This is a genomic window from Streptomyces sp. NBC_00620 (assembly GCF_026341825.1).
Taxonomy (GTDB): Bacteria; Actinomycetota; Actinomycetes; order Streptomycetales; family Streptomycetaceae; genus Streptomyces.
In genome coordinates this window covers 338,202-353,027 of the sequence record NZ_JAPENY010000001.1, presented here as the reverse complement: position 1 = coordinate 353,027, position 14,826 = coordinate 338,202, and the positions used below count along the sequence as shown (strand labels likewise).

Genomic DNA, 14,826 nt, shown 5'->3' with positions numbered 1-14,826 from the left:
GGCGTGGGACGTCATAGCCGTCGCGGGCGGTCCGACAAGGTCGAGAAGACCGCCAAGGTCGACACGGTCGACAAGAGGGATCCGAACGAGCTGGCTGCGGTGCCGGTGCCGGCACCCGGGGCGGGTGCGGGTGCGGGTGCGTCGCAGGGTGTCGGCCGGGGGTCCGGTTCGGCTTCCGTGCCGGGCGCGCCGGGTCCGAGGCCTCCGATGGGCGGGGCGCCGGGGCGTGGGGGTCCGCTTCTCCCGGACGGGACGCCCGCGCATGGGGTGCCTCGTTTTGCGGACGGGACTCCGGCGCACGGGGTGCCTCGCTATGCGGACGGGACGCCCGCGCACGGGGTGCCTCGCTTTCCGGATGGGACTCCGGCGCATGGCGTGCCGCGGTTCCCTGACGGGACTCCGGCGCACGGCGTCCCCCGTTTCCCCGACGGGACGCCCGCGCACGGTGTACCGCGGGTGCGTGGTGGTCACCCCGAGCAGCGTGAACCCGGTGGTGCCTGGGGGCAGGCGAGGGGTCGCGGTCCGCAAGGTGGTCCCCAGGGCGGTCCTCAAGGTGTGTTGGCAGGCGCTCCGTCCGGGCATCCCGGGCCCCGGATACCGGCGCAGCGCCAGACTTCCGCGCCGGGACCCCGGCAGACCTATGTCGACGCCTTCGGCGGCAGCCTCGGAGAGGAGGACGACGTCTTCGCGCCCCGCACCCCCACAGCGCACCGCAGCGACCCCTATGCCTCCGTCGCCGACTGGGACACGGACGTCGACGAGAAGCCGCTGCCGGAGACCGAGGAGCCGGAGAAGGGCAAGAGCGGCAAGGGACGGGCGTTCACCGGGATCGCGGCGGCCGCCGTCACCACCGTGCTCGCCGTCGTCGTGGCCGGACAGGTGGTGACCGGGCGGGAGGACAACGCAGGCCAGGACTCCGGCGTACGCGCGCAGTCCACCGCCGGCGGTCGTGGCGCCCTCGCAGCCTCGGGGGCGGCGTCCCCGTCGGTGACACCGAGCGCGAAGACACTGACGTACGACGAGAAGATGGGCGAGAAGTACGCGCTCGGCGCGACGCTCGACGGATCGGGGAAGTTCGACGCCGTCCTCGGGCTCGACAAGGCGCCCGGCAAGGGGCAGAAATACACCTATCGCGTCGACGTGGAACACGGGCTCGGTCTCGACGCCGCGCTCTTCGCACAGGCCGTGCAGAAAACTTTGAACGACGACCGGAGTTGGGCCCACAACGACGGACGTACCTTTGAGCGCATTTCCTCCGGGAAGCCCGACTTCGTGATTACTCTGGCGAGCCCGGGCACCACCGCCGAATGGTGCGCCAAGTCCGGCCTCGACACGACCGAGGACAATGTGTCGTGCGACTCGGCGTCGACCGAGCGCGTCATGATCAACGCGTATCGCTGGGCGCAGGGCTCTGAGACCTACGGCGACAAAATGCAGGCGTACCGGCAGATGCTGATCAACCACGAGGTCGGCCACCGGCTCGGCTACAGCCACGTCACCTGCGACAAGGACGGCGAACTCGCCCCCGTCATGCAGCAGCAGACCAAATTCCTCGACCACGACGGGATCCACTGCAAGGCCAACCCCTGGCCGTATCCCGGGAGCTGACCGAGGTTCCGACGAGGTGTACGAGTCCCCGCAGGGCCCGTACGCGAAGCGACTGTCGGCCGCCGTACCAGCGCTCGAACCGGACGTCGCGGCCCGGCGTCGTACCGCCCGCCGGGCACTGGCCGTGGTCTAACGAAACGTAACTGCTTGATCCCGTAGCGCGATCGAACGCGGCCTGTGCGGGAAAGTTACGACCGTTCACCCCTTTTGGTGGCGTGATGGACAACCGTCCGTCGCGCCACCGCCATGTCCGCATACGTTCGTCCCGCTGCGAGCCGCCGGGTCAACGGCGGCTCCCCACAAGGGAGATCGGGGGTGCACTCGTGCGCATCGGACTGCTTACGGAGGGTGGCTATCCGTATGTGAGCGGTGACGCCAGGCTCTGGTGCGACCGGCTCGTACGCGGGCTCGGGCAGCACGAGTTCGACATCTACGCGCTCAGCCGCAGCGAGCGCCAGGAGGACGAGGGCTGGATCCAGCTGCCGCCGCAGGTCAGCCGAGTACGGACGGCACCGCTCTGGATGGCTGAGGACGACGGCGTGGTGTACGGGCGGCGTGCGCGACGGCGGTTCGCGGAGGCGTACGGGGAGTTGGCCGCGGCGGTGTGTGAGGGGCCGGGATCGGGAGTGGCGGCTGTCGGCGCGGGGGCATCCGGTGACGCGGGGGCTGCTCGCGGCTCGGTGTCTTCCGGCGACGCGGGCGTCGGTACTGCGGGGATTTCCGGCGGAGTCGAGGCGGACCGTTTCGGCAGCGCGCTCTACGAGCTCGCCGAGCTCGCCCGCGACGAGGGTGGACTGACCGGGGCACTTCGCTCCGAGGTCGCTGTGCGGGCGCTGGAGCGCGCGTGTCGTGCGCCCGGCGCACTCCGTACGGCGCGCGCCGCGCGTGTGCCCGATCTGCTGGCGGTCGCCGCCCACTTCGAGCGGGCGCTGCGCCCCCTGTCCCTCGACTGGTACGAGGGCGACGGGCTCGACTCCGTCGACCTGTGCCACGCGACGGCCGGCGGTACGGCGGCCCTGCCCGGCCTCCTCGCGCGGCATTTCTCCGGAGTGCCCCTGCTCGTCACCGAGTACGGCGTGCCGCTACGGGCGCACTACCTCGCGTCCGCCTCCGTAGGGGACGCTCCCGCGGCACGGGCACTGCTCGCCGCGTTCCACGGCAGGCTCACCGCCGAGGTGTACCGCGCGGCCGCTCTCATCACGCCCGGCAACACGCACGCCCGCCGCTGGCAGGAGCGGTGCGGTGCCGACCGCGCCAAACTGCGCACCGTCTACCCCGGCATGGAGGCCTCCCGCTTCGCGGAGGTGGGGGAGGGGGCGGAGAGCTCCGGGTGCGCGGACCCGGACACCCTGGTGTGGGTCGGCCGCATCGAACCCGCCAAGGACCTGATGTCGCTGCTGCACTCCTTCGCGGAGATCCGCAAGGACGAGCCGAAGACCCGGCTGCGGATCGTCGGGGCGCCCGCCGACGGACCGGACGGCGCGACCTACCTGGCCCACTGCAAGGCCCTGGCCGCGCAGCTCTTCCCCGACGAGGCGGAGGGCGTCCACGCGGTCGGCGACAACCCGGTGTCCTTCGAGGAGATCGGCGGCCCGGAGGTCCCCGGCCTCCCGGAGGCATACGCCTCCGGGGCCGTGATCGTCCTGTCCAGCGTGGTGGAAGGCTTTCCGATCAGTCTCGTGGAGGCCATGTTCTGCGGTCGCGCCACGGTGTCCACGGACGTGGGCGCGGTCGTCGAGGTCATCGGCGGTACGGGGCTTGTGGTGCCGCCGCGCAATCCGCGGGCGCTCGCCGAGGCGTGCGTGGCGCTGCTGCGCGACCCCGAGCGCCGTGAGCGCCTCGGGGCGGCCGCCCGCGCACGCGCCCTCGAACTCTTCACCGTCGAGCAGAACATCACGGCATTTCACGGCATTTACCTGGAGATCGTCTCGCACTCGCCGGTACGACACGTGCTCGTGGACGAGGCCGGGGAGCCGCTTCCCTTCGGAGTCCCCGCGGAGGCGCACGTGCCCGGCCGCTGGACCGAGGCCCGCCTGATGCCCACGGGCCGCCCGCGCTGGGCGGCGGGCTCACCGGTGCGCGCGACGGTTCCCGTCCCCGCCGGGGAGGGCGCGTGATGAACGAACTCGGAGAACTGGACCGGCCGGGGCGCCCGAGCAGCCCCGGCGCCTGGGACGCGCGGTCGGAGGAGTGGCTTGTGACGGGGGTTGGCGAGATGGGCGTACGGGTTGGCGGGGATGAACGGGTTGACGGGGATGAGGGGGCGTCGGTGGCGGAGGCGACCGACGGCTCCGATTTCGGGTCGGGGTCCGGGTCCCGGTCCGGCTCCGGCTTCGGTTCCGGTGGGGCATTGCGCGAGGGTGTGGACGGCGCACGCGCCGGTGTAGGGGGAGTGCGTGAGGGTGCCGGTGAGGCGAGTGAGCCTGTTGAGAGGGCGCGTGAGACGCCTGGTGGGGCGCGCGACGGTCTAGGTGGCGCCCCGCGTAAATCCAGCGGCCGACGCGGCGCCGCGGACCCGGTGAAAGCCCTGATGCACCGGCACCGTGACCTCTGTGAGAGGGCCGTGGACCCGCTGGAGATCGCGGCGGGGCTCGAGGCGCACGGGGTGACCGACCGGACCGCCGCGCGGTTCCGGCACCGGGACGTGTTCTCGCTCGCCGAGGAGATGTACGCGCGCGTGTCCCGTGACGGGGAGCCCGCGCAGCGTCCCGCGCCCCCTGGGCGCCCCGGCGTGCGCCCCGATTGGGCGGCGCTCGCCCTGCTCCCGGGCGTTTTGTGCGCGGCGACCGTGATCGGGGTGCGACTCACCGAAGGCCAGCCTCGTCTCGCCGTCGCCGCGGCCGGCGCCCTCGCCGTGGCGCTCGGCCTGCGCGTCGCCGTCCGCCGCGGCCCCCTGAGCGTCACTCACTACACGACGGGTGCCACGCGCGCGTGGACGTGCTGGCTGATCGCATACGCACTCCTCGGCGACGGGCTGCTGGGCGCCGGTGTCGAGGGCGGCCCGGACGGCCCTTGGCCCCTGGCCACCGCACCGGTCCTTGCCCTCGCCCTGGCCTGCGCCCCGGCGGCCTGGTGCGCCCATTTCTTCGCCGTGCGCGCCCGTCGCAGGCTGACCGCCAGCCGCGGTCTCGAGGAGTTCGCCGCCTCCGTACAACCCCTGCTCCTCGGGATGTTCGGGCTCTACCTGTGCGCTCTCGGCGGGCTGCTCGCGCTGTGCGCGGCGGTGCTCGGCGAGCCCGCCGCATACGCCGGAGCCGGTGCCCTCGGCACTCTGCTCCTGCTCGCCCGGCTGCTCGCGGCACGCGGCTTCAACCACGCCCCGGCCGTCGTCCTCGCCACCGCGGGGGCGGCCGAGGCGACCTCCCTGGCCACGGTCTTCGCGGGCCGCCTCCCTGGCTGCGCGTTCCTCTCCGCGCCCGTCGAGACCGTCGTCGGCGCCTGGGGACCGGGCGCCGTCCCCGCCTTGGTGTGCGGCGCGGCCACCCTCGTCCTCCTGATCCACTCCACCCGCACGCTGACCCGGGCCTCGGCCCACGCCCTGCCTTGTGGGGAGGCATGAGCCGCCGGTGGGGCGGCGAGCGCCCCGCCCGAGCCCCGGCTCACGGGCCGACACGTGCCGCGGCTCACCGCCATCGGTGCCGTGCGCCGCGATCCGAAACCTGGCTCGTGGCGTCCCCCACCTCCCTGAGCCGCGCCCGGCGGCCCGGGGTCGTCCCCCGTCCCGGGCACATCGCTCCCGCGGGGCCGACACCGCGGGCCCTCTCCCCGACCCACGGCATCACCTTGAAGGAGAACGCCAGATGATCACCTCCCGAACCGGAGAATCCGCCCCGGGAGCCGCCCGATGAGGGTCCTGCTGATCGGAGCCAACGGATACCTCGGCCGCTTCGTCGCCGACAGGCTGCTCGCCGACCCGGCCGTGCAGCTCACCGCGCTCGGCCGGGGCGACGACGCCGACGTACGGTTCGACCTCGCCTCGGGCAGCCCGGGCGCGCTCACCCGCTTCCTGGACGCGGTACACCCCGGAGTCGTCGTCAACTGCGCCGGCGCCACCCGCGGCGGCGCCCGCGAACTCACCCGGCACAACACCGTCGCCGTCGCCACCGTCTGCGAGGCCCTCCGCCGCAGCGGCTGCGGGGCACGACTCGTGCAACTCGGCTGCGGCGCCGAGTACGGGCCCAGCCAGCCCGGCTCCTCCACGGCCGAGGACGCGGTGCCGCGCCCGGGCGGCCCCTACGGCGTGAGCAAGCTCGCCGCCACCGAACTCGTCCTCGGGTCCGGCCTGGACGCCGTCGTGCTCCGGGTGTTCTCACCCGCGGGGCCAGGCACCCCGGCCGGATCCCCGCTCGGCCGCCTCGCCGAGGCCCTGCGCCGCGCCATGCAGTCCGGCGACGGAGAACTCAAACTCGGCGGACTCGGCGTCCAACGCGACTTCATCGACGTACGCGATGTGGCCCGCGCCGTCCACGCCGCCTCGCTCTCCGCCGCCCAGGGCGTCATCAACATCGGCTCGGGCCGAGCCGTGCGGCTCCGTGACGCCGCCGCCGTCCTCGCCCGCGTCGCCGGCTACGGCGGCGCGCTGCACGAACTCGACGGGCCTCCCAGCCCCGTCAGGCCATCCATCGGCCACCCGCGAACCGAACCAGACCACGCGGCCCCGGTCGCGTACCCCTATCCGGACGGCTGCGGCAGCTGGCAGCAGGCCGACGTGCGCACCGCACGCGACCGGCTCGGCTGGCGGCCCCGGATCAACCTCGAGGAATCCCTCGCCGACATCTGGATGGAGGCGGCATGCCGTATCTGACCAGCACCACAACGGGCACCGCGAGCACGGACTTAGGCCTCGGCTTCGGCATCCCCGGCTATGCACACCCCCTCGTCGCTCCCGTGGAGTGGGGCGAACTCACCCGCCCCGGCACCCCCTTGCACTGGGTCGTCCTGAACGTGGCCAACGGTCCCGGCAGCCGCCCCGACCCGCACTGCCTGGAGGCGGCCGGGCGACTGCGCAACGCCGGCGTACGCGTCCTCGGACACCTGGACGCCACGTACGGCGCCCGCACCCTCGGCGAGCTGGTCTCCGACGCGCACCGGTATCTCGACTGGTACCGGTGTGACGGATTCCTCCTGGACCGCTGCCCCACCGAGCGCGCCGCGCTCCCCGAGGTCCGCCGCACAGTCACCACACTCCGCGCGCTCCTCGACGGCGCGCACATCGTGCTGGGCCACGGCAGCCAGCCGTACCCCGGATATGCCGAGAACGCCGACCAGTTGGTGACCTTCTCCGGCCCCTGGAGCGACTACCGCTGGTCGCAGGTCGCCGAGTGGACCGCCGACTATCCGCCCGAGCGCTTCTGCCACTTCGTGCACGGCGTACCGCGCGGCCATCTCGACGAGGCGCTGCGTATCGCCCGCTGGCAGGGAGCCTCGACGATCTACTTCACCGACCGCACGGACCGTGGCGGCCGCGCAGACCCCTGGGAGACCATGCCCGGCTACTGGGACGAAATCGTCTCGCGGATCGGAACGGGTGTCTCGGAATGAAGAAGGGCGTGGCAGTGTTACGGGGAGAACAACTGTAGTGATTGACCGACCAACGGAGTCCCCGTGTCGCTGCCACCCCTGGTCGAGCCCGCATCTGAGCTCACCGTAGACGAGGTTCGCAGGTACTCCCGCCACCTGATCATCCCCGATGTGGGCATGGACGGGCAGAAGCGGCTGAAGAACGCCAAGGTGCTCTGTGTGGGCGCCGGCGGCCTCGGATCGCCGGCGCTGATGTACCTGGCCGCCGCGGGCGTGGGCACGCTCGGCATCGTGGAGTTCGACGAGGTCGACGAGTCGAACCTGCAGCGCCAGATCATCCACAGCCAGGCGGACATCGGCCGCTCCAAGGCCCAGTCGGCCCGCGACTCCGTCCTTGGCATCAACCCGTACGTGAACGTCGTCCTCCACGAAGAGCGGCTCGAAGCCGAGAACGTGATGGACATCTTCAGCCAGTACGACCTGATCGTCGACGGCACGGACAACTTCGCGACCCGGTACCTGGTCAACGACGCGGCCGTCCTCCTCAACAAGCCGTACGTATGGGGTTCGATCTACCGCTTCGACGGCCAGGCCTCGGTCTTCTGGTCCGAGCACGGCCCCTGCTACCGCTGCCTCTACCCGGAGCCCCCGCCGCCGGGCATGGTCCCCTCCTGCGCCGAGGGCGGCGTCCTGGGTGTGCTGTGCGCGTCCATCGGCTCCATCCAGGTCAACGAGGCGATCAAGCTCCTCGCAGGCATCGGCGATCCCCTCGTCGGCCGCCTGATGATCTACGACGCCCTGGAGATGCAGTACCGCCAGGTCAAGGTCCGCAAGGACCCGAACTGCGCGGTCTGCGGTGAGAACCCGACCGTCACCGAGCTCATCGACTACGAGGCCTTCTGCGGCGTCGTGTCCGAGGAGGCCCAGGAGGCGGCCGCCGGCTCGACGATCACTCCCAAGCAGCTCAAGGAGTGGATCGACGACGGCGAGAACATCGAGATCATCGACGTCCGCGAGATCAACGAGTACGAGATCGTCTCGATCCCCGGCGCCAAGCTGATCCCGAAGAACGAGTTCCTCATGGGCACCGCCCTGGAGACTCTCCCGCAGGACAAGAAAATCGTCCTGCACTGCAAGACGGGTGTCCGCAGTGCGGAAGTTCTCGCGGTCCTGAAGTCCGCGGGCTTCGCGGACGCGGTGCACGTCGGCGGCGGCGTGATCGGCTGGGTCCACCAGATCGAGCCGGACAAGCCGGTGTACTGACCGATGCACAGGCCGGTGCATCGGCCGATGTACTGAGCAGTGGCTCCGCCGATGGCGGGGGTTCCGGGCGCCGAGGGTGCCCGGAACCCCCGCCATCGTCATGAACAGACCTTGCCGTCCTTCGGCACCGTCCCGTTCAGCAGATAGCCGTTCACCGTGGAGTCGACGCAGTCGCTCCCACTCCCGTACGCGCCATGGCCCTCGCCCTTCCAGGTGAGTTCCACTCCGACGCCCTTGCCCAGTTCGTCGGCCATCTTGCGGGCGCCCTCGTACGGCGTCGCCGGGTCCCCGGTGTTGCCGACGACCAGGACGGGGTCGGCTCCTGGCGCGCTGACCTCCGGGTTGTCGAACTGACCGGCCACCGGCCAGTCGTGGCACCAGCCCGCCGTGTCCCAGCCCAGGAAGTCGCCGAAGACGGGCGAGATCCTCTCGAACTCGGCCAGCTGCTTCTTCGTCTCCTCGGGAGTCGGCCGCTGCTTGTCGTCCAAGCACGATATGACCCGTTGCGAATGCGTCGTCGTGCCGTAGTTCCCCGAGGAGTCACGGTCGTTATAGCCGTCGGCGAGGGCCAGCAGCTCCGAACCGTCTCCGTCCTCGGCCGCGTTCAGCGCGCTGGTCAGCGTCGGCCAGCCCTGCTCGCTGTAGAGCGGCAGCACAATTCCGGTGAGCGCCAGCGACTGTGTGAGCTTGCGTCCGGAAGAGGTCGCCAGCGGATTCGCGTCGATCCTCTCCAGCAGGTCCGCGATCTTCTGGGAACCCTGCTTGGGGTCCTGGCCCGTGGACGTGAGGTAGTTGTCCAGGGCGCGCTGGAAGCCCAGGGCCTGGTTCTTGGCATGGCCCACCGTGTCGGCGCTCGGGTCGACGACGGCGTCCAGCACCAGGCGTCCCACGTTCTTCGGGAACAAGTGCGCGTACACACCGCCGAGTTCGGTGCCGTACGAGATACCGAAGTAGTGCATCTTCTGGTCGCCGAGGACCTGGCGCATCAGGTCCATGTCGCGGGCCGTGTCGGTCGTCGAGACGTGCGACAGCAGCTTGCCCGCGGCCTTCTCGCAGCCCTTGCCGAAGTCGGCGGCGTCCTCGAAGTACGCCGTCTCCTCAGCCGCGTCGTCCGGTGTGGCGTCCACCGACTCGGCGGCCTGGATCTCCTTGTCGCTGCGGCAGCGCACTCCTTCACTGGCGGCGACCCCGCGCGGGTCCCAGCTCACCAGGTCGTACCGATCGTGAAGCTGGCCGACGACACTCTCGTACGAAGGCATCGTGGAGACGCCCGATCCGCCGGGGCCACCGAAGTTGAACAGGAGTGAGCCGATGCGGTCGCCCTGGTCCCCGCTCGCCTTCGAGCGGATCAGTGCGAGGCCTATCGTCTCGCCGTCGGGTTTCGCGTAGTCCAGCGGCACCTTGAGCGTCGCGCACTGCCAGTCGCTTCCTGGCGCGGGAGAGTCCGAAGTGGCCTTGCAACGGCCCCAGTCGAGCTTCTGTGAGGTGAGTGCGGCGGGCAGCCCCGACGGCGTGGCGGAGGAGGGCGCGGCGGCCGACGGGCTGTCGCTGTTCTTTCCCTCGTTCTCGCCGTCGCCGGACGAGCCTCCGCCGCAGCCGGCCACCAGCAACGCGGCGGCGGTCGCGGCCGTCCACCGTGCGAATCGCGTCATGAGCTTCCCCCCTCGCCGTGATCCGCCGGAAGTCGCGGATCACATGCAGGCCATATTAGGCGCCGTCGAGCCGCGACCGTCGCGGCCTGTGGATAACCGTTTGACCTGCGGCTTTCTAGGAGCAGATGGTTCCGGCCGACGGGACGGTCCCCTGCAGCAGATAGCCGTTCACCGCGTCCTGCACGCACTTGTTCCCGCTGTCGTACGCACCGTGCCCCTGGCCCTTGTACGTCAGCTCGACACCGACTCCCTTGCCCAGTGCGTCCACCATCTTCTTCGCTCCCTCGTACGGCGTCGCCGGGTCGCCGGTGTTGCCGACCACGAGGATGGGCGCCGCGCCGGGAGCGCTCACGTCGGGGTGGTCGGCGGCGCCCGCCACCGCCCAGTCGGTGCAGCTGACCATGCCCCAGGCCAGATAGTCGCCGAACAGCGGCGAGGCGGCCCGGAACTCCGGAAGCTTCGACTCCACATAGTCGGCGGTGTAACGCGGTTTGTCGTCCGCGCAGTTGATGGAGATGTTCGCCGCGGTGATGTTGCTGTACTGCCCGTTCTGGTTGCGCCCGTTCATCGAGTCCGACAGCAGCATCAGCACCTTGCCGTCGCCGTCGTACGCCTGTTCAAGTCCCTCCGTCAGGTACTCCCAGAAGTCCTTCGAGTACAGGGCCTGCGCGATGCCGTTGGTCGCGGCGGTCTGGGTGAGCTGCCGCGGGAAGACGCCGGGGATCGGCTTGCTGTCGAGGTCGGCGAGCAGTTTGGCGATGCGGTCCTTGACGTCCTGCGCGGAGTCGCCGATCGGGCAGTCCTCGGTCTTCGAGGTGCAGTCGTCGGCGAAGTTGTCGAGCGCGAGCTGGAAGCCCTCGGCCTGGCCGAGAGAGCCCTGTTCCGAGGTCTGCGTCGGGTCGACGACCGCGTCGAAGACGGCACGTCCCACGTTCTTGGGGAACAAGTGTGCGTAGACGCCGCCGAGTTCGGTGCCGTACGAGATGCCGAAGTAGTACAGCTTGTCGTCGCCGAGAACCTGACGCATCAGGTCCATGTCGCGGGCCGCGTCCGTGGTCCGCAGGTGCGGGAGGGTCTTGCCGGAGTTCTTCTCACAGGCCGCGTTGAACGTCTTGGTGTTGTCCAGCAGTGCCTTCTGCTCGGCGGAGTCGTCCGGGGTGGCGTCCTGCTGGAAGTACTCATCGAGCTGGTCGTCGCTCTCGCATTCCACTCCGGCGCTGCGGCCGACCCCGCGCGGGTCGAAGCTCACCAGGTCGTAGCGGGTGCGCAGTTTCGCGTAGTCCTCGCCGAAGGCCGGCAACGTGGTGACACCGGAGCCGCCGGGACCCCCGAAGTTGAAGACGAGGGAGCCGATGCGCTTGCTCTGGTCGCCGCTCGTCTTGGCCCGGATCAGCGCGAGCTTGATCGTGTCGCCCTTGGGATCGGTCCAGTCGAGGGGTGCCTTCAAGGTGGCGCACTTCCACTTCGTACCGCGCGGCAGAGGTGAGGGAGCATCCCCGCCACCCTCGGACGCGGACGGCGCCGGGCAGTCCTTCCAGCTCAGCTTCTGGGCCGTCAGATCCTCGTCCTTGGAGTCATCGCCGCAGCCCGTCATCAAGGAGGACAACAGGACGGCGGCGACGGTCAAGGCAGCGGCGCGCAGCGGGGGAGGGTTCGGCATGCTCCCCATCCTGCGGTCGTGCGGGGCGGGACGCTCGGGGCGCGAGCCGTGTGGGTGAGGACGCGCTGTGCCGCGTACGAAAGGGCCCCTACGGTGCGCCGTGCCGCTGTGCGAGACGGCCCTGCGTGCCCGGGCTAGAGCGCGCCCTTACGCGTCAGGTGGTTGAAGAACAGCCACCCCGGCAGCACCGGAATCCACAGTGTCAGCAGCCGGTACAGGAGCACGGCGGGCGCCGCGACCTCCTTCGGGAGGCCTACGGCGATCAGGCCGACCGTGAGGGTCGCCTCGACCGCGCCGACGCCGCCGGGAGTCGGTGCCGCCGAGCCGAGCGCGTTACCGGCGAGGAAGACCACGGCCACGCTGGCGAGGCTGAGGGTGTGGGTCTCCTCGTGGCCGAACGCGCGGATCGACGCGTCCAGGCACATCACGAAGCAGGCGGTGAGCAGCAGCATGCCGCCGATGCCGGTGATCAGCTTCTGCGGCCGCTGGAGCACGTCGAGCATGCGCGGCACGACGCCCGCGAACAGCGACCTCACGCGCGTGGAGACGAATTTGCGCAGGAACGGCACCGACGTCACCACGAGGACCAGTACGGCGACGGTGAGCAGACCGGCGATGACCGTGCGGGACGGTGACAGGGAGGGTGTCTTCTCGGTGCCGGTCAGGTAGCCGAAGGAGAGCAGCATCAGGATGTGGCAGCCGAGTCCGAACAGCTGCGAGGCGCCGACGCTGGCCACCGCGAGCCCCGGCCGCACCCCGGAGCGTTGCAGGAAGCGCGTGTTCAGAGCCACACCGCCGACCGCGGCGGGTGCCACGATCTTCACGAACGAGCCCGCCACCTGTGCCGCCACGGTGCGCAGGAAGGGCACCCGCTCGGGCACGAAGCCGAGCAGGCTCATCGCCGCCGCGAAGTAGCTCAGCGCAGAGAACAGCACCGCCGCGGCGACCCAGCCCCACTCGGCGTCGTCGAAGAGGGTGCCGAATTCGATGTGGGTGAGCTGCGTCAGCAGGAAGTACGCGCCGATCGCGCCGGCGATGAAACTGAGCAGCGTGCGCGGCCGGACGCGCTCCAGGCGGACCGGTTCGACGGGTGCCTGGGGCCTGATCAGCAGCACCTGGTGGCGGATCTGGGTGAGCAGATCCTCCTCGCGGGCCTCGTCCAGCGCCTCGTCGATCGCCCGCTTCTCGGCCCGCTGCTCCGCGCGTACGGACTTCTTGGCGGGCTTTTCCAGTACGGGTGTGGTGTCTTCCTTGGTCTCCTCGGCGCGGGCGAGCCTGTCCTGCCGCGAAGCCTCAAGGACCGCGTCGCGCTCGCGCTGTGCGCGCTCCCGGGCGAGTTTTCGCAACGTCGCGCGCGTGGCGCGCGTCAGCGCGATGGGCTGGAGCATCGGCAGACAGTCGGCGACCGTGTCCGGGCCGAGTACGCCGACCGCCGAGGCCACCGCGCGCTCGGCGCCCACGCGAAGCCCCAGCGTGGTGACCAGCTGGGCGATGTCCATGCGCAGCAACAGGTCGCCGGCGGCGATCTCGCCGCCGCGCAGATCGGTGAGGATCACCGTGCCGGAACGATCCACCAGAATCGCGTCACCCGCGAGCCTGCGGTGCGCGATGCGCCGGGACTGCAGCGACTGCACCTGATGCCAGGTCTCGCGCAGGAGATCGTCGGTGATGAGTTCGTCGGGCAGCGAGTCGAGGGTGTGGCCACCGGTGTGCTCGTAGACGAGCATCACGGCGTCCGGACCCAGCTCCGAGGTCGCGATCAGCTTGGGCGCGTTGGCCCCGGCCGCGATGGCCGCGTATGCGAGCAGTGCTTCCTGCTCAAGAGCCTGGCGCAGTGACTGGAGGCTGCGGCGTGTGGTGATGCCGCGCAGCGTGAGCCGGCGCCACGCGCGGTAGAAGAAGCCCTGCGCCTGCTGCTCACGGTCGACCACCGTGACATCCAGAGGTGGGCCGTCCTCCAGGGTGACGAAGTAGCGTCTGCCGCGGTCGCCGCTCTCGGTGGACTCCGGCGCCTCCTCGCGCGCGGCCGTCACCGGGTGGAAGCCGACGTGCCGCAGGCCCGCCATCAGGGTCCGCCCGGTGGGGCGCACGTTCGGCGAGCCGACCGCGTACAACGTCCCGTACGCGACGGTCCAGCCGATCAGCACGGTCAGGATGATCGAGAACGGCGTCGTGTAGCCGGTGACCAGCATCGAGAACGCGTCGAGCATCAGCACCACCCACAGCACCGCCCGCCAGCGCGGTCTGCGGGACATGCCGACGGCCGTCATGTACGCGATGACCGGTGCGAGATAGCCGTGCACCGGGTCGGTGAGGGCGTGGATGTCGCCCGGCGAGGGCTGGGTGAGTGCTTCCTGGATCGAGTTCGGGGCGGCCTGCGCGACCCACAGGTCGGTGGCGAGTGTCACTCCGTGTGCGAGGACCGCGGCGAGGACGCCGTCGGCGATGCGCAGCCCGTCCCGTTTGATCAGCCGCTCGATCGCGAAAGCGACCGGCACCAGGAGGATCGCGATGCTCGAAGCCAGACCCGCGATCTTGATCAGCAGATCGGGTGCCTGGCCCGTGCCCTTGTTGATGTCCTGTTCGAGGCCCGATGTGGTGCCATGCGCGAACGCGGCGATGGCGAGCAGCACGGCGATCGCGAGGATCCCGACCAGGAGGCGCATCAGATCGGACGGACGGTGCACGCGCGCGGGGAGCAGCGGTTCGTCGCCCTCGACCTCGTCGTTGTGGACCTCGTCCGAGCAGTCGGTGTCTCGCTCGACCTGCAGTTTCTCGTTTTCGTACGTCTTAGTGGTGCGCTCGTCGTCCGTCGTGGTCGTGGGCTCTTCGTCGGCCTTGGAGGTGGGCTCGGCGGTCTCCTCGCCGGTGTCCTTCTCGTCGGACCCGCCGGTGTCCGGGCGTGACGAGGCCGCGGAGGTGGTCTCCGCGTTTTCGGGGTGCGCGCCCTGCTGCCTCATCGACTCTTCTTGATCTCGTATCACCGGTCACCGCCCGCACGATGGTGGCATGCCCCACCGACACACGGGGGCATCAGGGTGCAAATGCGGGGGCGCACAGTCTGCCTCACGCGCCGCCGCGGGGCGAGGGCTACCCGCGGTCGTCACCCCGTCACACTGTCGG

At 70.7% G+C, this 14,826-nt stretch carries 9 protein-coding genes; 6 read left to right on the top strand and 3 right to left on the bottom strand.

The features are described 5' to 3' along the window. Positions 1-3: 3 nt before the first annotated feature. The 6 genes from OG246_RS01535 to moeZ all read left to right on the top strand — a co-directional run bounded on the left by OG246_RS01535 (position 4) and on the right by moeZ (position 8,391). Positions 4-1,608: a DUF3152 domain-containing protein gene (locus OG246_RS01535; RefSeq protein WP_266454659.1), complete on the top strand. Its 1,605-nt coding sequence runs from the start codon at positions 4-6 to the stop codon at positions 1,606-1,608. 323 nt (positions 1,609-1,931) lie between these two features. Beyond that, positions 1,932-3,725, top strand: coding sequence for a DUF3492 domain-containing protein (locus OG246_RS01530; protein ID WP_266454657.1), 1,794 nt, complete (start codon positions 1,932-1,934; stop codon positions 3,723-3,725). After that, a complete protein-coding gene (locus tag OG246_RS01525; RefSeq protein ID WP_266454654.1) occupies positions 3,725-5,167 on the top strand; it encodes a hypothetical protein in 1,443 nt (480 codons plus the stop codon). The genes OG246_RS01530 and OG246_RS01525 overlap by 1 nt, the downstream gene beginning before the upstream one ends. A gap of 285 nt (positions 5,168-5,452) precedes the next feature. Beyond that, on the top strand, positions 5,453-6,412 hold the full coding sequence (locus tag OG246_RS01520; RefSeq protein ID WP_266454651.1) for an NAD(P)-dependent oxidoreductase: 960 nt from the start codon (positions 5,453-5,455) through the stop codon (positions 6,410-6,412). After that, positions 6,400-7,149 (top strand): spherulation-specific family 4 protein, encoded by a 750-nt coding sequence (locus OG246_RS01515; RefSeq protein WP_266454648.1) that lies wholly within the window; start codon positions 6,400-6,402, stop codon positions 7,147-7,149. The genes OG246_RS01520 and OG246_RS01515 overlap by 13 nt, the downstream gene beginning before the upstream one ends. Before the next feature lie 63 nt (positions 7,150-7,212). Continuing rightward, positions 7,213-8,391, top strand: coding sequence for an adenylyltransferase/sulfurtransferase MoeZ (gene moeZ / locus OG246_RS01510; protein ID WP_266454646.1), 1,179 nt, complete (start codon positions 7,213-7,215; stop codon positions 8,389-8,391). A gap of 98 nt (positions 8,392-8,489) precedes the next feature. Here moeZ and OG246_RS01505 read toward each other — a convergent pair whose 3' ends face one another. The 3 genes from OG246_RS01505 to OG246_RS01495 form a co-directional block, all read right to left on the bottom strand. Further along, positions 8,490-10,043, bottom strand: coding sequence for an alpha/beta hydrolase (locus tag OG246_RS01505; RefSeq protein WP_266454644.1), 1,554 nt, complete (start codon positions 10,041-10,043; stop codon positions 8,490-8,492). A gap of 115 nt (positions 10,044-10,158) precedes the next feature. Beyond that, positions 10,159-11,703, bottom strand: coding sequence for an alpha/beta hydrolase (locus tag OG246_RS01500; RefSeq protein WP_266454642.1), 1,545 nt, complete (start codon positions 11,701-11,703; stop codon positions 10,159-10,161). A gap of 134 nt (positions 11,704-11,837) precedes the next feature. Further along, positions 11,838-14,663 (bottom strand): lysylphosphatidylglycerol synthase domain-containing protein, encoded by a 2,826-nt coding sequence (locus OG246_RS01495; RefSeq protein WP_266454640.1) that lies wholly within the window; start codon positions 14,661-14,663, stop codon positions 11,838-11,840. Positions 14,664-14,826: the final 163 nt, after the last annotated feature.